At 56.6% G+C, this 18,749-nt stretch carries 19 protein-coding genes; 11 read left to right on the top strand and 8 right to left on the bottom strand.

What is annotated here, in order from left to right:
* Positions 1 to 59: 59 nt before the first annotated feature.
* Complete coding sequence (rhaA, locus tag O1722_RS00370) at positions 60 to 1,319, bottom strand: L-rhamnose isomerase (RefSeq protein ID WP_033487976.1); 1,260 nt, start codon at positions 1,317 to 1,319, stop codon at positions 60 to 62.
* Entirely contained in the window at positions 1,316 to 2,785 is a 1,470-nt protein-coding gene (rhaB, locus tag O1722_RS00375) for a rhamnulokinase (RefSeq protein WP_033487975.1), read from the bottom strand. The genes rhaA and rhaB overlap by 4 nt, the downstream gene beginning before the upstream one ends.
* 301 nt (positions 2,786 to 3,086) lie before the next feature.
* Between rhaB and rhaS the strand changes: the two genes are divergently transcribed.
* Positions 3,087 to 3,923 carry an HTH-type transcriptional activator RhaS gene (rhaS, locus tag O1722_RS00380; RefSeq protein ID WP_015569934.1) on the top strand — a complete coding sequence of 279 codons (837 nt, stop codon included), beginning with the start codon at positions 3,087 to 3,089 and terminating at the stop codon, positions 3,921 to 3,923.
* Between the two features lie 73 nt (positions 3,924 to 3,996).
* Entirely contained in the window at positions 3,997 to 4,845 is an 849-nt protein-coding gene (gene rhaR / locus O1722_RS00385) for an HTH-type transcriptional activator RhaR (protein WP_017382695.1), read from the top strand.
* Here rhaR and rhaT read toward each other — a convergent pair whose 3' ends face one another.
* Positions 4,846 to 5,880: an L-rhamnose/proton symporter RhaT gene (gene rhaT / locus O1722_RS00390; RefSeq protein ID WP_015569935.1), complete on the bottom strand. Its 1,035-nt coding sequence runs from the start codon at positions 5,878 to 5,880 to the stop codon at positions 4,846 to 4,848.
* 288 nt (positions 5,881 to 6,168) lie between these two features.
* On the opposite strand from rhaT, the gene sodA reads away from it, so the two are divergent.
* Positions 6,169 to 6,789: a superoxide dismutase [Mn] gene (gene sodA, locus O1722_RS00395; protein WP_003861999.1), complete on the top strand. Its 621-nt coding sequence runs from the start codon at positions 6,169 to 6,171 to the stop codon at positions 6,787 to 6,789.
* A gap of 66 nt (positions 6,790 to 6,855) precedes the next feature.
* The gene (gene yiiM / locus O1722_RS00400; RefSeq protein ID WP_017382697.1) at positions 6,856 to 7,539 is read left to right on the top strand and encodes a 6-hydroxyaminopurine reductase; all 684 of its coding nucleotides are present in this window, start codon (positions 6,856 to 6,858) and stop codon (positions 7,537 to 7,539) included.
* 43 nt (positions 7,540 to 7,582) lie between these two features.
* On the opposite strand, the gene cpxA is transcribed toward yiiM, so the two are convergent.
* Positions 7,583 to 8,956 (bottom strand): envelope stress sensor histidine kinase CpxA, encoded by a 1,374-nt coding sequence (gene cpxA, locus O1722_RS00405; RefSeq protein WP_015569937.1) that lies wholly within the window; start codon positions 8,954 to 8,956, stop codon positions 7,583 to 7,585.
* On the bottom strand, positions 8,953 to 9,651 hold the full coding sequence (cpxR, locus tag O1722_RS00410) for an envelope stress response regulator transcription factor CpxR (protein WP_003862004.1): 699 nt from the start codon (positions 9,649 to 9,651) through the stop codon (positions 8,953 to 8,955). The genes cpxA and cpxR overlap by 4 nt, the downstream gene beginning before the upstream one ends.
* A 150-nt stretch (positions 9,652 to 9,801) precedes the next feature.
* Between cpxR and cpxP the strand changes: the two genes are divergently transcribed.
* From cpxP to O1722_RS00440, 6 genes are all read left to right on the top strand, one after another.
* Positions 9,802 to 10,308, top strand: a complete 507-nt coding sequence (cpxP, locus tag O1722_RS00415) for a cell-envelope stress modulator CpxP (protein WP_003862006.1) — start codon at positions 9,802 to 9,804, stop codon at positions 10,306 to 10,308.
* Between the two features lie 153 nt (positions 10,309 to 10,461).
* Positions 10,462 to 11,346 carry a CDF family cation-efflux transporter FieF gene (gene fieF, locus O1722_RS00420; RefSeq protein ID WP_017382698.1) on the top strand — a complete coding sequence of 295 codons (885 nt, stop codon included), beginning with the start codon at positions 10,462 to 10,464 and terminating at the stop codon, positions 11,344 to 11,346.
* 184 nt (positions 11,347 to 11,530) lie between these two features.
* Positions 11,531 to 12,493, top strand: a complete 963-nt coding sequence (gene pfkA / locus O1722_RS00425; protein ID WP_003862009.1) for a 6-phosphofructokinase — start codon at positions 11,531 to 11,533, stop codon at positions 12,491 to 12,493.
* Between the two features lie 231 nt (positions 12,494 to 12,724).
* Positions 12,725 to 13,714: a sulfate ABC transporter substrate-binding protein gene (locus O1722_RS00430; RefSeq protein ID WP_032660777.1), complete on the top strand. Its 990-nt coding sequence runs from the start codon at positions 12,725 to 12,727 to the stop codon at positions 13,712 to 13,714.
* Between the two features lie 111 nt (positions 13,715 to 13,825).
* A complete protein-coding gene (locus tag O1722_RS00435; RefSeq protein ID WP_003862014.1) occupies positions 13,826 to 14,569 on the top strand; it encodes a CDP-diacylglycerol diphosphatase in 744 nt (247 codons plus the stop codon).
* Positions 14,570 to 14,642: 73 nt separating this feature from the next.
* A complete protein-coding gene (locus O1722_RS00440) occupies positions 14,643 to 15,947 on the top strand; it encodes an SLC13 family permease (protein ID WP_023304636.1) in 1,305 nt (434 codons plus the stop codon).
* Positions 15,948 to 15,983: 36 nt separating this feature from the next.
* Here the strand turns inward: O1722_RS00440 and tpiA are convergent, their stop codons facing one another.
* Both tpiA and O1722_RS00450 read right to left on the bottom strand, forming a co-directional pair.
* A complete protein-coding gene (gene tpiA, locus O1722_RS00445; RefSeq protein WP_003862019.1) occupies positions 15,984 to 16,751 on the bottom strand; it encodes a triose-phosphate isomerase in 768 nt (255 codons plus the stop codon).
* Between the two features lie 111 nt (positions 16,752 to 16,862).
* Entirely contained in the window at positions 16,863 to 17,459 is a 597-nt protein-coding gene (locus O1722_RS00450) for a DUF1454 family protein (RefSeq protein WP_017383094.1), read from the bottom strand.
* Positions 17,460 to 17,571: 112 nt separating this feature from the next.
* Here O1722_RS00450 and O1722_RS00455 point away from each other — a divergent pair, with 112 nt between their 5' ends.
* Positions 17,572 to 17,991 (top strand): DUF805 domain-containing protein, encoded by a 420-nt coding sequence (locus tag O1722_RS00455; protein WP_006808672.1) that lies wholly within the window; start codon positions 17,572 to 17,574, stop codon positions 17,989 to 17,991.
* Here O1722_RS00455 and fpr read toward each other — a convergent pair whose 3' ends face one another.
* Positions 17,992 to 18,738, bottom strand: a complete 747-nt coding sequence (gene fpr / locus O1722_RS00460; protein WP_033487973.1) for a ferredoxin--NADP(+) reductase — start codon at positions 18,736 to 18,738, stop codon at positions 17,992 to 17,994.
* Positions 18,739 to 18,749 lie beyond the last annotated feature (11 nt).

Genomic DNA, 18,749 nt, shown 5'->3' on the forward strand with positions numbered 1-18,749 from the left:
CTTACCCGGCCTACTTTTACCTGTAGGCCCGGCAAGCAACGCGCCGCCGGGCAATGTTTTTACTGACGAGCGGCAAGAACGTCTTTCTCATATGCCCGCACGTTGTCCAGCCACTGGCTGCCCGCAGGCGCATCGTGATGCTGGCAGTACATCTCCCACACCGCCTGCCACGGCAGAGATTTCTGTTCTTCCAGCAGCGCCAGGCGCGCGGTGTAGTCGCCGTTTTCTTCCAGCTGTTTCAGGGCGGCGACAGGCTCCAGCAGCGCGCGCAGCAGGGCTTTCTTCATGTTGCGGGTGCCGATAACCCACGCCGCGATGCGGTTGATGGAGGCGTCGAAGAAGTCGAGGCCGATGTGTACGCGGTCGAACAGATCGTGGCGGATGATTTCGCTGGCAATGGCCTGGGTTTCGTCATCCAGCAGCACCACGTGGTCGCTGTCCCAGCGCACCGGACGGCTGACGTGCAGCAGCAGGCGCGGCACGAAGAGCATGGCGGCGGAGATCTTGTCGGAGATCACCTCGGTTGGGTGGAAGTGGCCGGCATCCAGGCACAGCGCGGTCTGGCGGCTGGTGGCATAACCCATGTAGAACTCGTTTGAGCCCACGGTGTAGCTCTCTGCGCCAATGCCGAACAGCTTGCTCTCGACGGCATCGATGTGGTGCGCCGGGTCCAGCTTCTCGCTGATGGCTTCATCCAGCGCGGCCAGCAGGCGCTGACGCGGGGCCAGCCGGTCTACGGTGATGTCCTTCATGCCGTCCGGGATCCAGATATTCATCACCGACGGCGTGCCAAGCTGCTCGCCGAAATACGCCGAGACACGGCGGCTGGCTTTGACATGGTCGATCCAGAACTGGCGGATTTCATCGTTGGCGTGCGCAAGGGTAAAGCCGTCCGCGCTCAGCGGGTGCGAGAAGCAGGAGGGGTTAAAATCCAGACCCAGCCGGTTGGCTTTCGCCCACGCCACCCAGTTCGTAAAGTGCTCTGGTTTGATCTCGTTACGCGCCACCGGCTCGTCGGATTCGAGATAAATGGCGTGCAGATTCAGGCGCTTTGGCCCGGGGATCAGGCTCAGCGCCAGCTCCAGATCCGCACGCAGTTCGGTGGCGTTGCGCGCTTTGCCCGGGTAGTTACCCGTGGCCTGAATCCCCCCCGTCAGGGAACCGCCCGGGTTCTCGAAACCGGCGACGTCATCACCCTGCCAGCAGTGCATGGAGACGGGCAGACGGTCGAGCTGGCGCAGCGCCTCTTCGACATCCACGCCGACGGCGGCGAAACGCTGTTTAGCCAGGTCCCAGGCTTGTTCAAGTTGAGTGGTCATGCGCAAAGCTCCTTAGTCAGTCGTTTTTGCTGAAACTGCGCCCGGTAGCGGGCAATTTCATGGCAGGGATGGGGGGTGAAGGTGGTCAGGCTGTTATTCGCCGTCACCACCGAACGGAAATCGTCAACGTTGGACAGTTCGTCCAGGGTCATCAGCTGAATGCCGATATTGCCGAGCGTGGAGGCTTCAATCGGACCTGCCACCACGGTAATGCCGCAGGCATCCGCGCAGAGCTGGTTCAGTAGCTGGTTCTGGCAGCCGCCGCCCACGATATGCAGCTGCGTGAACGGTTTGCCGCGAAGGTCAGCCAGCTCGCTCAGGATGTCGGCATAGAGCAGGGCGAGACTGTCAAAAATGCAGCGCGCCAGCTCGGCGGGGCGGGAAGGTACCGGCTGCCCCGCTTCAAAACAGGCGGCCTGGATTTCAGCGCTCATGTGCGCCGGGTTGATAAAGCGGTCGTCGTTCGGGTTAATCAGGAAGGTGCAGGCCTTCAGCGTTTCGGTTTCCGCGATAAGCGCGGGCAGGTCGGTGATGTTCTGCTCTTTCAGCACCCGCTGGAGCAGCCACAGGCCCATGATGTTCTTTAGCACCCGGTAGCGCCCTTCGGCGCCACCTTCGTTAGTGATGTTCGCCGCCAGTGCGGCATCGCTGGTGTAGGGTGTTTTGCTCTCGAAGCCCATCAACGACCAGGTGCCGGAAGAGAGGTACGCCGCATCTTTGCCGGCGAGCGGCGAGGCAATGACCGCGCTCGCGGTGTCGTGACTGGCGACGGCGACAACGGGGATCTCATTCCCCTGCGGGCAAAGCCAGTGGCCGATCACATTGCCCGGATGGGTTGGCGCGCCGAACCAGGACGGCGAGGCGCCCGTCCAGGCCAGCAGATGTTCATCCCAGTTATCGGTGTTGATGTTAACCAGCTGCGTGGTGGTGGCGTTGGTGTATTCCCAGTTCATGTTGCCGGTCAGACGGTAGCTTAAGTAGTCCGGGATCAGCAGCGCATGCGCCACCTTTTCGACCAGCTCTGGCTGTTGCTCAACTACCGCGCGCAGCTGATACAGCGTGTTAAACGGCAGAAACTGAATGCCGCTGCGACCATAGATGTTCTCCTTGCCAAGCTGGGCGATGGCGTGCGCCATTAGCCCATCGGTGCGGCTGTCGCGGTAGGAGACGGGCAGGCCGACGCGTTCGCCGTGACTGTCCAGCAGTACGTAATCCACACCCCAGGTATCAATGCCGATACTGTCGATGCGAATACCGTCTTCGCAGACGTTGTGAAGTCCGGTGCGGATCTCTGCTTCCAGGGCGTCGATATCCCAGGTAACAAAACCGTCCTGTTTTTGCAGACAATTGGCGAAACGGTGCATTTCGCGAAGCGTAAGGGTGTGCAGGTCGCAGTCCCAGGTGGCGAGCATTACACGGCCGCTGGATGCGCCTAAATCGACAGCCACACAATGGCGAAAAGTCATGGTCGGGTCCTTTCTTAAGTCATTAGCGAGGAGTGTAAGAAAGGGAAGAAATAGCCACCTTCTCGCCACTGACAGCCCAAATCTCGCGCTGGCAAGAAAGCAAAGATGAACGTGAGGGAGTTCACAGTTTCCAGTAATGGCGGGGTTTGCAGGCAGTGTGACGCTGACCGCATTTCCTGATCTTTCCGTCTGTTTCTTGAAAAACCGACAGCTTTTGCGCGGTTTGCTGTCAAAAATTTAAGGTGAGCGTGGAAGGCCTTAATTACTATTTTGAGAACTTTTCTCATTGGTGGGGGCCGTTATGACCGTACTGCACAGCGTCGATTTTTTTCCTTCGGGGGCTTCGCCGGTCGCGATTGAGCCACGGCTGCCTCAGGCTGCGTTCCCGGAGCATCATCATGATTTTCATGAAATTGTGATTGTTGAGCACGGAACGGGAATCCACGTGTTTAACGGTCAGCCGTATACCATCAGCGGCGGTACGGTGTGCTTCGTGCGCGATCACGACAGGCACCTGTATGAACATACCGACAACCTTTGCCTGACTAATGTGCTCTATCGTTCTCCGGATGCGTTCCAGTTTCTCTCCGGGCTGAATCAGCTGTTGCCGCAGGAGAAGGACGGTCACTACCCCTCGCACTGGCGGGTGAATCAGTCCACGTTGCAGCAGGTGCGTCAGCTGGTGAGCCAGATGGAGCAGAGCGAGGATGGACAGGAGACGCACGCCATTGCTACCCGCGAGCTGCTGTTTATGCAGCTGCTGGTGCTGCTGCGGCGCAGCAGCCTGGTGGAAGGGCTGGAAAATAACGACGCGCGCCTGAATCAGCTGATGGCCTGGCTGGAAGATCATTTTGCCGAAGATGTCTGCTGGGAAACGCTGGCGGATGACTTTTCGCTCTCGCTGCGCACGCTGCATCGTCAGCTCAAGCAGCATACCGGGCTGACGCCGCAGCGCTACCTCAACCGTCTGCGCCTGATCAAAGCGCGGCACCTTTTACGTCATACCGACGAAAGCGTCACCGATATCGCCTATCGCTGCGGATTCGGCGACAGTAACCACTTTTCGACGCTTTTTCGCCGGGAGTTTAACTGGTCGCCGCGCGATATTCGTCAGGGGAAAGACGCGTTGCTTCAGTAACGCGAGGGCAGTCACCGTTTTTTTGCTGCAAAAAGGCTAATAATGTCCGGTTATTCGCCGTAGAGGTTGTGGTGTGGCTGCTCAGCTCATTCTTCGCAAAGATGATTTTTTTGCCTCCGCGAGTCAGGCCGTCGCGGTGGCCGACCGCTACCCGCAAAACGTCTTTGCCGAGCACACCCACGAGTTTTGCGAGCTGGTGCTGGTATGGCGAGGCAACGGCCTGCACGTCCTCAACGACCGCCCCTACCGCATCACGCGCGGAGACCTGTTCTACATCCGCGCTGAAGACAAACACTCCTACGCCTCGGTTAACGATCTGGTGTTGCAGAACGTCATCTACTGCCCCGACAGACTTAAACTGAATGTCGACTGGGCGGGCAATATCCCCGGTTTTCATGATGCCAGAGGCGAACCGCACTGGCGCTTAAGCAGCAACGGCATGGCTCAGGTACGCCAGACGATTTCCCAGCTGGAGCAGGAGAGCCAGAAGAGCGATCCGGTGGCAAACCAGATGTCGGAGCTGCTTTTTGCCCAGCTGGTGATGACCCTGAAGCGGCATCGTTACGCTACGGATAATCCCTCTGCTACCACGCAGGAAGCGCTGCTGGATAAGCTCATCACCCGGCTTGCGGGCAGTCTGAACAAGAGTTTCGTGCTGGAAAAATTCTGCGAGCAGGAGCAGTGCAGCGAGCGCGCGCTGCGCCAGCAGTTCCGCACCCAGACGGGGATGACGGTCAACCACTATCTGCGCCAGCTGCGCATCTGCCACGCCCAGTACCTGTTACAGCATACGGAGCTGATGGTGAGTGAAGTGGCGATGCGCTGCGGCTTTGAGGACAGTAACTACTTTTCGGTGGTGTTTAACCGTGAGGTGGGGATGACGCCGGTTCAGTGGCGTCATCGCAGTCGAAAGGCAGCGTAATCAGTTCGCCATGCCGAGGCCGACGATATTGGCCGCAATGATAATCACCACACAGCCCAGGCTCAGCACGCCAACCGGACGACGCCCGGCATTGTTCCACTCTTTCAGCACCAGCCCAACCAGCCCGCCGCACAGCACGTAGAAGCTCATGTGCAGCATCCAGCTCATGTAGTCATACTGCGCCGGAATACTGGCGTGACCCCAGGCGTAGAAGAAGAATTGCAGATACCACATCAGACCGCCGAGGGCGGAGAGCAGGACGTTGGTGACGATCAGCGGTTTTGCCAGCGAGAAGTCGGCTTTTACCGACAGGTTCTTCACTTTTGCCAGACGAATGAAGCAGAAGCCGAGGTTTACCAGCGCGCCGCCGCCCATGATCACCACGTAGCTTGGCAGGGCAACGTACAGCGGATCGACGCCCAGCGCCGCAGCGGCGTCGTGCATCGGTTTGGCGGCGTTCATGGCGAACGACATGCCCGCCGAGAATACGCCGCACATCACCGCCAGCAGCAGCCCTTTCTTCAGGTTGAACTCTTCGGCTTTGATGCCCATCTTGCGTTCTTTCAGCTGGCCTGCGCGGGTGACGATGCCCACGCCGATCACCGCCACCAGCACGCCCAGCAGCGTCATTCGCCCGCCCTGAGTGTTGATCAGCACGTCGAAGTGGCCGTTCAGGATTGGCGTCATCAGGGTGCCAACAATCAGCGTAATGCCAATCGCGATGCCAATCCCCATCGACATGCCTAGGTAGCGCATGGTGAGGCCGTAGTTGATATTACCGATGCCCCACATCGCGCCGAACAGGAATACCGGCAGCAGGGTGGAGGCGTTGAAGGAGGAGAAGTAGCCCCAGAAATCGGGCAGCAGCATGGCGCTGATTGTCCACGGCAAAATCAGCCAGGACACGGTGCCGCCAACGGACCACATGGTTTCCCATGACCAGCCTTTCACCTTTTTAAACGGGGCATAGAAACAGGCTGCACTGGCCGCGCCTATCAAATGCCAGAAAATACCCATCGTAATCGCATGATTCATTTTTACATCCTCATCGTTTTTATAGCCGGAGGCTTCCCGCCGACTTGATGAGTGTAAAAATGAGGCGGTTTGGGAACCTTCAGAAGGTTGCCGCACTTTTGTTCAGGATGGCAATCACCACGTTAAGCACGTGAGCAGACTCACAATTTTGTCATTTATCAAAAATCTAATAACCTTATAAAAACTACGGCATTGATAATCATTTTCAATATCATTTAATTAACTATAATGAACCAACTGCTTACGCGGCATTAACAGCTGTGCCGCCCGACAATAATGGAGAGGATTATGAGTTATACACTGCCATCCCTGCCGTATGCCTACGACGCACTGGAACCGCATTTCGACAAGCAGACGATGGAAATCCATCACACTAAACACCACCAGACCTATGTGAACAACGCGAATGCTGCGCTGGAAAGCCTGCCAGAGTTCGCTAATCTGCCTGTTGAAGAGCTGATCACCAAACTGGACCAGCTGCCGGCAGACAAGAAAACCGTGCTGCGCAACAACGCGGGCGGTCACGCTAACCACAGCCTGTTCTGGAAAGGCCTGAAAACCGGCACCACCCTTCAGGGCGACCTGAAAGCGGCTATCGAGCGTGACTTCGGTTCCGTTGACAACTTCAAAGCGGAATTCGAAAAAGCCGCTGCAACCCGTTTCGGCTCTGGCTGGGCGTGGCTGGTCCTGAAAGGTGACAAACTGGCGGTCGTTTCTACCGCTAACCAGGACTCCCCGCTGATGGGTGAAGCTATCTCTGGCGCATCCGGCTTCCCAATTCTGGGTCTGGACGTGTGGGAACACGCTTACTACCTGAAGTTCCAGAACCGTCGCCCTGACTACATCAAAGCCTTCTGGGATGTAGTGAACTGGGACGAAGCAGCAGCGCGTTTCGCCGCTAAAAAATAAGGTTGCATTGACGCCTGTGAGAAGCGAGTCTGATGACTCGCTTTTTTTGTATCTGAAGGAGTGGAGATGCATTACCCGGTGAATGTGTTTACAGGCAAGGTAAGGGAGTACGAAGGCAGCCGCCCGAGCGCCATCGCCAAAGTGCAGGTCGACGGTGAGCTGACGTTGACCGATCTCGGGCTTGCGGGTGACCAGCAGGCTGAAAAGAAAATCCACGGCGGGCCCGATCGCGCGCTGTGCCACTATCCGCGCGAGCACTATCAGCACTGGAAAGCCGAATTTCCTGAACAGGCGGACCTCTTCGTCGCCCCCGCGTTTGGCGAAAATCTCTCAACGGAGGGGCTGACGGAGAAGAACGTCTTTATCGGCGATATTTACCGCTGGGGCGATGCTTTGATTCAGGTCACCCAGCCGCGCTCACCGTGCTTTAAGCTTAATTACCATTTCGGCATTCAGGATATGTCGGCCCAGCTGCAAAACGCGGGTAAAACCGGCTGGCTGTATCGCGTTGTGCAGGCGGGACAGGTTTCGGCGGATGCGCCGCTTGAGCTGGCTTCGCGCTTGAGTGAGGTGTCGGTATACGAGGCCTGCGCAATTGCCTGGCATATGCCGTTTGATGACGAGCAGTATCACCGCCTGCTGTCAGCGGCGGGATTATCCACCAGCTGGACCAGAACGATGCAGAAGCGGCGGTTAAGCGGCAAGATCGAGAGCAGTTCGCGGAGATTGTGGGGGAAAGAGGTTCCGTAGAAAGTAGGCCGGGTAAGGCGAAGCCGCCACCCGGCACATACGGTTACGAACGCTTATACAGCGGCAGCCACAGCGTTAACCTCAGCCCGCCCAGCGGGCTGTCATCGGCTTTCACCCAGCCACGGTGCTGTTGCATGGCGGTTTCAACAATTGCCAGACCTAGCCCCGTACCACCAGATTCACGGTCGCGCGCCTCGTCGGTACGGTAGAACGGACGGAAAATCTGCTCGCGATCTTCCGGACTGACGCCAGGACCATCGTCATCGACAATGACGGTAATCCCGTCTTTATCCACCGAAAACGCCACTTCAATCTTCGTGTGCGAATAGCGCAGGGCGTTACGCACGATATTCTCCAGCGCGCTTTCCAGCGTGTTGGGGTTACCGTAGAGCGGCCACGGGCCCGGCGGGAAGTTGACGGTGAACGATTTGCCCATCTGCTCCGCTTCGAACGCCGCGTTGTCCAGCACCTCATGCCAGAGGTGATTGGCTTTCACCGTTTCGCTCACCAGCGCGTTTTTCTGCTGATTGCGCGACATCACCAGCAGATCGTTGATCATGCTGTCCAGGCGATGCGCTTCCGTCTCAATACGCTCCAGCTCTTTGCTCTCACCGCTGCGGCGGCGCAGCAGGGCGGTACCCAGCTGTAAGCGCGTGAGCGGCGTCCGCAGCTCGTGGGAGATATCCGACAGCAGGCGTTGCTGCGCGGTCATCATGCGGTCAAGAGCAGAGACCATCTGGTTAAAACTGGTTCCGGCGGCCAGGAACTCCTGCGGCCCGGATTCCAGCTCCGGATGCTGCCTCAGGTTGCCCTGCGCCACTTCGTCCGCCGCATTTTTCAGCTTACGCGCCGGTTTCGCCAGGCTCCACGCCAGCCATAACAGCAGCGGGGAACTGACCAGCATCGTGACAATCAACAGCAAAAGCGGACGGTCAAACAGCAGGTTGATAAAGTCGGACTGGGAACTGCTCGCAGGGCGAATCAGATAGAGCTGGTAATTGTCTTCCCCATCCCGCACCGAGAAAGGACCGACCATCTCTACCCGACCATATTTCTTTTTCTGTGGGTGATCGGCATTATCCGCCTGGCCAATAAAGTTGCGGATAATCTGCATTTCATTGCGATCGGCCCCAATCACGCGGCCTTCACTGGTGACCAGTAAAAGACGTTGTCCGGGGGGCGCCCACTTGTCGATAGCGCGAAACAACCTGCGCCACCACATTAAATCGTTCGGCGGATCGTTTGCCAGCTCCGCTTCCACGTGCTGCTCGATCATCACGCCCTGACGTTGCTCGCTGTCGAGTAGCTCCGTCATCTGGCGTGAGTCGAGTTTTGGCAACATCAAAACGAGCATTAAAACCAGTGCCAGCGTCAGCCAGAAGATGGCGAAGATGCGGGCGGTTAAGCTGCCTATCATGAAGCGGAAACCATCAGATAACCGCGACCACGCAGGGTTTTAAACCATGGGTGACCGTCTTTACGCTCCGGCAGCTTACGGCGCAGGTTAGAGATGTGCATGTCGATGGCGCGGTCAAACGGGGTGAGGCGTTTGCCGAGCACTTCCTGGCTTAAGTGTTCACGCGACACCACCTGGCCGAGATGCTGCGCCAGCAGATACAGCAGGGTGAACTCGGTGCCGGTTAGCTCCAGCGTTTCACCGTCGAAGCTCGCTTCCTGGCGGCCCGGGTTCAGGCTCAGGGAGTCCACTTCCAGCGTAGGTGAGCTGTTGTCGGTATTCTGCTGCTGCTCGCTCCAGTGAGAGCGGCGCAGGATCGCGCGAATACGGGCCACCAGTTCACGGTCGTTGAACGGCTTAGGTAAATAGTCATCCGCACCCAGCTCAAGGCCGAGTACGCGGTCAAGCTCGCTGCCGCGTGCGGTCAGCATAATGACGGGGGTCTGGTGTGTCTGGCGAAGCTCTTTCAACGTATCAATACCGTTTTTCTTCGGCATCATGACGTCGAGCAAAAGTAAATCGATGCTGTCGTCAAGGAGACTCAGCGCCTGCTCGCCATCATGGGCAACCAGGACGTTGAAACCTTCCATGTCGAGCAACTCCTTTAAAAGAGATGTGAGCTCTCGGTCATCATCAACTAACAGGATTTTATTCATTGTTTAAATACCTCCGAGGCAGAAATTACGACATCAAGGCTATCTAATCCATGACTTTACGTTGTTTTACACCCCCTGACGCATGTTTGCAGCCTGAATCGTAGACTGTCTCTCGTTGAATCGCGACACGAAAGATTTTGGGAGCAAGTGATGCGCAAAGTTACCGCTGCCGTCATGGCCTCAACGCTGGCCTTCAGTGCGTTTAGCCAGGCTGCTGTAGCTATCATCAGCGATAACGGTTCCTCAGCAGAGGGCGCAACGCAGCACAGCAGCCAAAGCCATATGTTTGACGGCATAAGTTTAACCGAACATCAGCGTCAACAGATGCGAGATCTGATGCAGAGGGCAAGACACGACCAGCCCCCTGTTAATGTTAGCGAAATGGAGACAATGCATCGCCTTGTCACCGCAGAAAATTTTGACGAAAGCGCTGTACGCGCTCAGGCCGAAAAAATGGCGCAGGAACAGGTTGCCCGCCAGGTAGAGATGGCGAAGGTTCGCAACCAGATGTTCCACCTGCTAACGCCCGAGCAGCAAGCGGTTTTGAATACCAAACATCAGCAACGTATGAATCAGTTGCGTGAGGTTGCACGGATGCAGCGAAGCTCAGATATGACGCTTTTCAGTAGCAATAGCAGTACCCGTAGTAACCAGTAAACCCTGTTTTCCTTGCCATAGACACCATCCCTGTCTTCCCCCACATGATGTGGGGGTTTTTTTTGCCCATTGTTCAGGTTTGTTAACGCTTTATTCATCCTTTCACTCCACCACCATCCGTTATACTAGCGCCATGGCATGACAGGAGTGTTTATGAATCAATCCTATGGACGGCTGGTAAGCCGGGCCGCAATAGCCGCGACGGTGATGGCGTCGTGTTTGCTGATCATTAAAATTTTCGCGTGGTGGTACACCGGGTCGGTCAGTATTCTGGCGGCACTGGTGGATTCACTGGTGGATATTGCCGCCTCGCTGACCAACCTGCTGGTGGTGCGCTACTCGCTGCAACCGGCGGATGAAGAGCATACGTTTGGCCACGGCAAAGCGGAATCGCTGGCCGCGCTGGCACAAAGCATGTTTATTTCGGGCTCTGCGCTTTTCCTGTTTTTGACCGGTATTCAGCATCTTATTTCGCCTTCTCCGATGAACGATCCGGGCGTTGGCGTGGTCGTAACGGTAGTTGCACTTATAAGCACACTTGTTCTTGTAACGTTCCAGCGCTGGGTTGTACGCAAAACACAAAGCCAGGCTGTACGGGCCGATATGCTTCATTATCAGTCTGATGTTATGATGAATGGGGCTATTCTTATTGCGCTTGGTCTGGCCTGGTATGGCTGGCATCGGGCCGATGCGTTGTTTGCGTTAGGGATAGGGATCTATATTTTATACAGCGCCTTGCGGATGGGGTATGAAGCGGTACAGTCGCTTCTTGACCGTGCGCTTCCGGATGCAGAACGTGATGAAATTTATGCCATTGTGACCAACTGGCCTGGCGTCAGTGGTGCTCACGATCTTCGTACGCGGCAGTCAGGGCCGACCCGCTTTATTCAGATTCATTTGGAAATGGAAGACAACCTGCCCCTGGTTCAGGCGCATATGGTCGCTGAACAGGTGGAGCAGGCGATTTTGCAGCGTTTCCCTGGGTCAGACGTCATTATTCATCAGGATCCGTGCTCTGTCGTACCCAGGGCGTTTTGAGCTTTCGTAATTCGTTGTAAAAAAGTGAGCCAGAGCAGCATTTTGTGGATAAATTACCACCATATGGCCTGACCTGAATCAATTCAGCTGGAAGGGATTGATATACTATTTGCAGTATTCGACGGTTGAACAGTTTCTTCCGGCAGCAGATTTCAATTTTGCATTCCTAAGTTCAGAGGTAGTCATGATTAAGAAAATCGGTGTGTTGACAAGCGGCGGTGATGCGCCGGGCATGAACGCGGCAATCCGTGGGGTTGTCCGTGCAGCGCTGACGGAAGGTCTGGAAGTTTTTGGTATCTATGACGGTTACCTGGGTCTGTATGAAGACCGCATGGTTCAGCTCGACCGCTACAGCGTGTCTGACATGATCAACCGTGGCGGTACTTTCCTCGGTTCTGCACGCTTCCCGGAATTCCGTGACGAACACATCCGTGAAGTGGCTATCGAAAACATGAAAAAACGGGGTCTGGATGCGCTGGTGGTTATCGGCGGCGACGGCTCCTACATGGGTGCAAAACGTCTGACTGAAATGGGCTTCCCGTGCATCGGCCTGCCTGGCACCATCGACAATGACATCAAAGGCACCGACTACACCATCGGTTACTTCACCGCGCTGGGTACCGTTGTGGAAGCGATTGACCGCCTGCGTGACACCTCTTCCTCTCACCAGCGTATTTCTATTGTTGAAGTGATGGGCCGTTACTGCGGTGACCTGACTCTGGCGGCGGCAATTGCCGGTGGCTGTGAGTTCGTGGTGGTACCGGAAGTGGAATTTAGCCGTGAAGATCTGGTCGCTGAAATCAAAGCCGGTATCGCGAAAGGTAAGAAACACGCCATCGTTGCTATCACCGAGCACATCTGTGACGTTGACGAGCTGGCGAAGTACATCGAAACCGAAACCAAACGCGAAACCCGCGCGACCGTTCTGGGTCACATTCAGCGTGGTGGTTCCCCAGGCCCGTACGACCGTATCCTGGCGTCCCGCATGGGCGCGTACGCGATCGAGCTACTGCTTCAGGGCCACGGCGGCCGCTGCGTCGGTATTCAGAACGAGAAACTGGTTCACCATGACATCATCGACGCCATTGAAAACATGAAGCGTCCGTTCAAAGGTGACTGGCTGGACTGCGCGAAAAAACTGTACTGATTGGCTCTGTTGCCCGGTGGCGGCTAGGTAAATGCAAAACGGTAACCCAAGGGTTACCGTTTTTTATGGTTGCTCCCTCTCCCGTGGGAGAGGGTTGGGGTGAGGGCATCAGGCCGCTCATTCACTTTTTTTATTCCTGCAAGTTATAGCCAATCTTTTTTTATTCTTTAATCATCGGTTAGCTTTCTGGCACGCTGCATTCATCAAAACACTACACAAGAGAGCTGGGCGATGAATAAATGGGGCGTGGGGTTAACATTATTGCTGGCATCGACCAGCGTTCTGGCAAAGGACATTCAGTTACTGAACGTGTCGTACGATCCGACGCGTGAACTGTACGACCAGTACAACAAAGCTTTCGCGGCGCACTGGAAACAGGAAACCGGCGATAACGTGGTGGTTCGCCAGTCTCACGGCGGTTCCGGTAAGCAGGCGACATCGGTGATCAACGGTATTGAAGCCGATGTGGTTACCCTGGCGCTGGCTTATGACGTGGACGCGATCGCGGAGCGTGGCCGTATCGACAAAAACTGGATCAAGCGTCTGCCGGACAACTCTGCGCCATACACCTCGACCATTGTCTTCCTGGTGCGTAAAGGCAACCCGAAACAGATTAAGGACTGGAACGACCTGATTAAGCCAGGCGTGTCTGTCATTACCCCGAACCCAAAAAGCTCCGGCGGCGCACGCTGGAACTATCTGGCAGCCTGGGGCTACGCGCTGCACCACAACAACGGCGATCAGGCCAAAGCACAGGACTTCGTCAAAGCACTGTTTAAAAACGTCGAAGTGCTGGACTCCGGCGCGCGCGGTGCAACCAACACCTTCGTCGAACGCGGCATTGGCGACGTACTGATCGCCTGGGAAAACGAAGCCCTGCTGGCGACCAACGAGCTGGGTAAAGACAAGTTCGAGATCGTCACCCCGAGCGAATCCATCCTCGCTGAGCCGACCGTCTCCGTCGTCGATAAGGTTGTTGATAAGAAGGGCACCAAAGCGGTGGCGGAAGCCTACCTGAAGTACCTCTACTCACCGGAAGGGCAGGAAATTGCGGCGAAAAACTTCTACCGCCCACGCGATGAGGCCGTCGCGAAGAAATACGAAAACGCCTTCCCGAAACTGAAGCTGTTCACTATTGATGAGGTTTTTGGCGGCTGGACCAAAGCGCAGAAAGAGCACTTCTCTAACGGCGGCACCTTCGACCAGATCAGCAAGCGCTAAGCGTTTTACAAAGAACGACACGGTAACCCGGTGTGAGAAATCCGCCGGGTTTTTTATTTGGTCATCATTTTGCGTTACTCTTTTGCCTCTATTGAAAACAGGGAACGCGTTGTGAAAAAAATTATCTTACTGATTCTGATCGTTATCGCCCTTGCCGCAGGCGGCGTGTACTGGATGAAAGCGGGTAATCCGAATGCGTTGCGTCATATCGTTCTCGACCAGTGTGTGCCCAACCAGCTGCATAACCGTAACCCGGCACCGTGTGCGCAGGTGAAGCCAGATGCGGGCTACGTGGTGTTCAAGGACCGCAACGGGCCGCTGCAATACCTGCTGATGCCCACGTACCGTATCAACGGAACCGAAAGCCCGCTGCTGACTGAGCCGCAGACACCGAATTTCTTCTGGCTGGCATGGCAGTCTCGCCATTTTATGAGTATGAAACGGGGGGCCGACGTGCCTGATAGCGCCGTTTCGCTGACCATCAACTCCCCGACCGGGCGCACGCAAAACCATTTTCATATCCACATCTCCTGTCTGCGCCCAGACGTGCGCGAGAAGCTGAACGCGTCGCAGGGGCAAATCAGCACCCAGTGGTTACCGCTTCCGGGCGGGCTGGAAGGGCATGAATACCTTGCCCGTCGGGTGACGGAGAACGAACTGGTGCAGCGCAGCCCGTTTATGATGCTGGCGGAAGAGCTGCCGGAAGCCCGCGATCATATGGGACGCTTCGCGCTGGCGATGGCACAGCAGTCGGACGGCTCGTTTGTATTGCTGGCGACAGAGCGTAACCTGCTTACCTTTAACCGCGCGTCGGCTGAGGAATTGCAGGATCATCAATGCGATATCCTGAAGTGACCCCACCATAAATAGCGTTTACTCGCCCTGCCTGTCGCCGTAGACTTGCTGAAAAATTCTACAGGAGACAGGTATGTCGCTCTGGTTAACGCATCCTCTGCTGCTTCCCTCGCTGATCGTCGGCGTCACCATTGTGCTGTGGGCGACGTCGCTATTGCCGGAATTTATCACCGCGCTGCTGTTTTTCACGGCGGCGATGACCGCCAGAATCGCCCCGCCGGAAGTGATCTTCGGCGGCTTCGCCTCGTCTGCCTTCTGGCTGGTGTTCAGCGGCTTTGTGCTGGGCGTGGCGATTCGGAAAACCGGCCTGGCGGACAGGGCCGCCCGGGCGCTGTCGGCAAAGCTTACCGACTCCTGGGTGCTGATGGTGGCGAGCGTTGTGCTGCTGAGCTATGCCCTGGCATTCGTGATGCCGTCGAACATGGGACGTATTGCGCTGCTGATGCCGATTGTCGCCGCGATGGCGAAGCGGGCCGGCATTCCTGATGGCTCGCGGGCCTGGTTTGGCCTGGCGCTGGCGGTCGGGTTTGGCACCTTCCAGCTCTCGGCCACTATTTTGCCCGCCAACGTGCCCAACCTGGTGATGAGCGGCGCGGCGGAAGGCTCATACGGTATCCACCTCAACTATGTCCCGTATCTGCTGCTGCACACCCCGGTGCTGGGTATTCTCAAAGGCCTGATTCTGATTGGCCTGATCTGCTGGCTGTTCCCCGGCAACCCGAAACCGGCGAAGGATCTCACGCCATCGGAACCGATGGGGCGTGACGAAAAACGACTCGCCTGGCTGCTGGCGGTGGTGCTGACGATGTGGGTGACGGAGAGCTGGCACGGCGTTGGGCCAGCGTGGACGGGGCTGGCGGCCTCGGTCATCGTTATGCTGCCGCGCATCGGTTTTATCACCGGGGAGGAGTTCTCGGCGGGGGTGAATATGCGCACCTGTATTTACGTCGCGGGTATACTCGGGCTGGCCATTACGGTGACGCAGACCGGTATCGGTGCGGCCGTAGGCGAGGCGTTGCTCCATATCATGCCGCTGGATGCAGACCGCCCGTTTACCAGCTTCCTGGCGCTGACGGGGATCACCACGGCGCTCAACTTCATTATGACCGCCAACGGCGTTCCTGCGCTGTACACCACGCTGGCGCAGAGCTTCTCGGACGCGACCGGCTTCCCGCTGCTGTCGGTGATCATGATTCAGGTGCTGGGGTATTCCACGCCGCTGCTGCCGTATCAGGCGTCGCCGATTGTAGTGGCGATGGGCTTAGGGAAAGTGCCTGCGAAGGCGGGGATGCTGCTTTGTCTGGCGCTGGCGATTGCGACGTATCTGGTGCTGCTGCCGCTGGATTATTTGTGGTTTAGCGTGTTAGGTCGTTTGTAGGGCGGGTTAGCGAAGCGCCACCCGCCACAAAGGCGATTACGCCTGCTTAGCCGCTTCTGCCGCTTTAACGATCACCGCGAAAGCGTCTGCTTTCAGGGATGCGCCGCCAACCAGTGCGCCATCGATGTCTGGCTGGGTGAACAGCTCAGCTGCGTTTGATGCGTTAACGGAACCGCCGTACTGGATGATGACCTGCTCAGCCACTTTCGCGTCTGCTTTTGCAATGTGGTCACGGATGAACTTGTGCACCGCCTGTGCCTGCGCTGGAGTTGCAGATTTGCCGGTACCGATCGCCCAGACTGGCTCGTAAGCGATAACCGCGCCTTCGAACGCTGCCGCGCCCTGGGTTTTCAGCACAGCGTCGATCTGACGTGCGCACACTTCTTCGGTTTTGCCTGCTTCGTTTTCTGCTTCGGTTTCACCGATGCACAGAACCGGGATCAGACCCTGCTCTTTCAGCACAGCGAATTTCTTCGCGATGAACTCATCGGATTCTTTGTGATAGGTGCGACGCTCGGAGTGGCCGATGATGATGTATTTCGCGCCGATATCTTTCAGCATTTCAGCGGAGGTTTCACCGGTGAACGCGCCAGACAGGTTAACGTCAACGTTCTGCGCGCCCAGAATGATGTGGCTGCCGTCAGCGGCACGTTTAGCCAGATCCAGGTACATATCCGGCGGAGCGATAGCAACCGCGCAGCCGGTCACGCCAGCCAGCTCTTTACGCAGGTTAGCAACCAGTTCGTTTACCATGTGGCGGCTGCCGTTCAGTTTCCAGTTACCCATCACTAAAGGATGTCGCATTTCAATTCTCCACGCTCAATAAGCGAATTAAGGAATATGGCCGCCCTGTCGGGCAGCATGGTCTGTGAATCAGTATAGAGATTTTCCCTCGAAAGGCTTTGCTTTTTGTCATTAATTCGCCCCCTCGAGTGCGTCTGATAGGGCCAGCTTAATCGGTTCAACCGCGAAGGTCAGCCCCTTTTCGCCGTTATCTGCGACGACATAGCGAACGGCACCTTCCGTATCGGCGTAATAGCGTTTGTTTTTCCCGGCGGTAAGCAGTTTTTGCAGCTTTTGCTGGCTTTGCGCTTTCGTGAAGGTGGGGGTAAAGGCGCGCAGAATAGCGCTCATGTACTCCAGCGCTTTCGCTTTCGCCGCTTTCTGCTCTGGCCCCTGAATCGGCAGCCAGGTGATCTGCATACTTTTGATTTTTAACGTTCCGCGCTCAAGGGCGGTAGAGGCATACAGATTCTCGTTAATTTTGCTGGCCGCGCGGGTCAGGGTCGGCGTATCGCGGGCGCTGTCAATCGCACGGAACTCTCCCAGCGGAAGTGAGGGGTTTTCTTTGTTGAAGGCTTCGCGGAACTGGCTGATAGATTGATCGAAAGAGGGGGCGCCCGCCAGAAGATAGGGGGCGGTGACCGGGGAAGCCGTTTCCGCGGCATACAGGGAAAAACTGGCGCTCAGCATCGCTAAACACAAATAAAGAGAGTGTGCCGAACTTTTCATCAACATTGCCCCTGGCCGTCATTGCCCATGATTAAAACGATATCTGGTCGGCTTGTCAAAAGGTCACAACTCCAGGGTAAAATGCGGGCTAAACAATAATAAGGAACCTTACATGACCATACAGCAGTGGCTGTTTTCATTCAAAGGGCGTATTGGACGCCGTGACTTCTGGATCTGGATTGCAACGTGGGTTGTCGCCATGCTGCTTCTGTTTTTTGTTGCCTACAACGCATGGCTGAGCACGCAAACGGCGGCATTTGCGCTGGTCTGTTTACTGTGGCCAACCGCCGCCGTAGTGGTGAAACGTCTGCACGATCGTGGCCGCTCCGGCGCATGGGCTTTCCTGATTATTCTGGCGTGGATGCTGGTGGCGGGGAACTGGTCAATGCTGCCCTCAATCCTCCCATGGGTGGTGGGCAGACTGCTGCCGACGGTTATCTTTGTAATGATGGTTGTCGAACTGGGCGCGTTTATCGGCACCCAGAGCGAGAACAAATATGGAAAAGATACCCTTGAGGTGAAGTACCGCTGATCACCAGTAGTGTTCGGCGGTCATGTGGCCCGGCCGGCGGCGAAGGTGCTTCGTCATCTGCCGGGTATCCTTCAGCAACTGCTGCGTATCGCGTACCATCTGCGGGTTACCGCACAGCATCACATGGCTGGTTTCGGTATTCATCGGTAAACCCACCGCTTCTTCCAGCGCGCCGCTTTCAATCAACGCCGGAACGCGACCGGTTAACGAGCCGGCTGCGGTTTCGCGGCTGACCACCGTCTGAATTTTTAACTTCCCGCCATATCGCTGTTCCAGCGCCTGCATCTGCGGCAAATAGCTCAGGTCTGCGGCGTAGCGCGCGGCGTGAACCAGCACGATATTTTTAAAGCGCTCCAGATCTTTGCCGTATTGCAGAATGGAAAGATACGGGCCAATGGCCGTGCCGGTCGCCAGCATCCAGAGCGTGTCACAGTCGGGGATTTCATCCAGCACGAAGAACCCCGCCGCGCCGGAGACAATCTGCACTTCATCGCCCGGCTTCAGCGCGGCGAGGCGTGGGCTGAGCTTACCGTCCGGGACGGTGACCAGATAGAACTCAAGGTCCGGGTTATCAGGCGCATTAACGTAAGAGTAGGCGCGCTGTACGCGTTCACCGTCGATATCCAACCCGAGCTTGGCAAACTGCCCGGCAGTAAACGGATGAACGGGAGCGTGCAGCGTGAGGCTAAATAGCGCATCGGTCCAGAACTGTACCTTTGTGACTTTACCTGTTACCCAGTCCGCCATGATCTTCTCCT

The organism is Enterobacter cloacae complex sp. HYC003_NIDB (assembly GCF_056673375.1).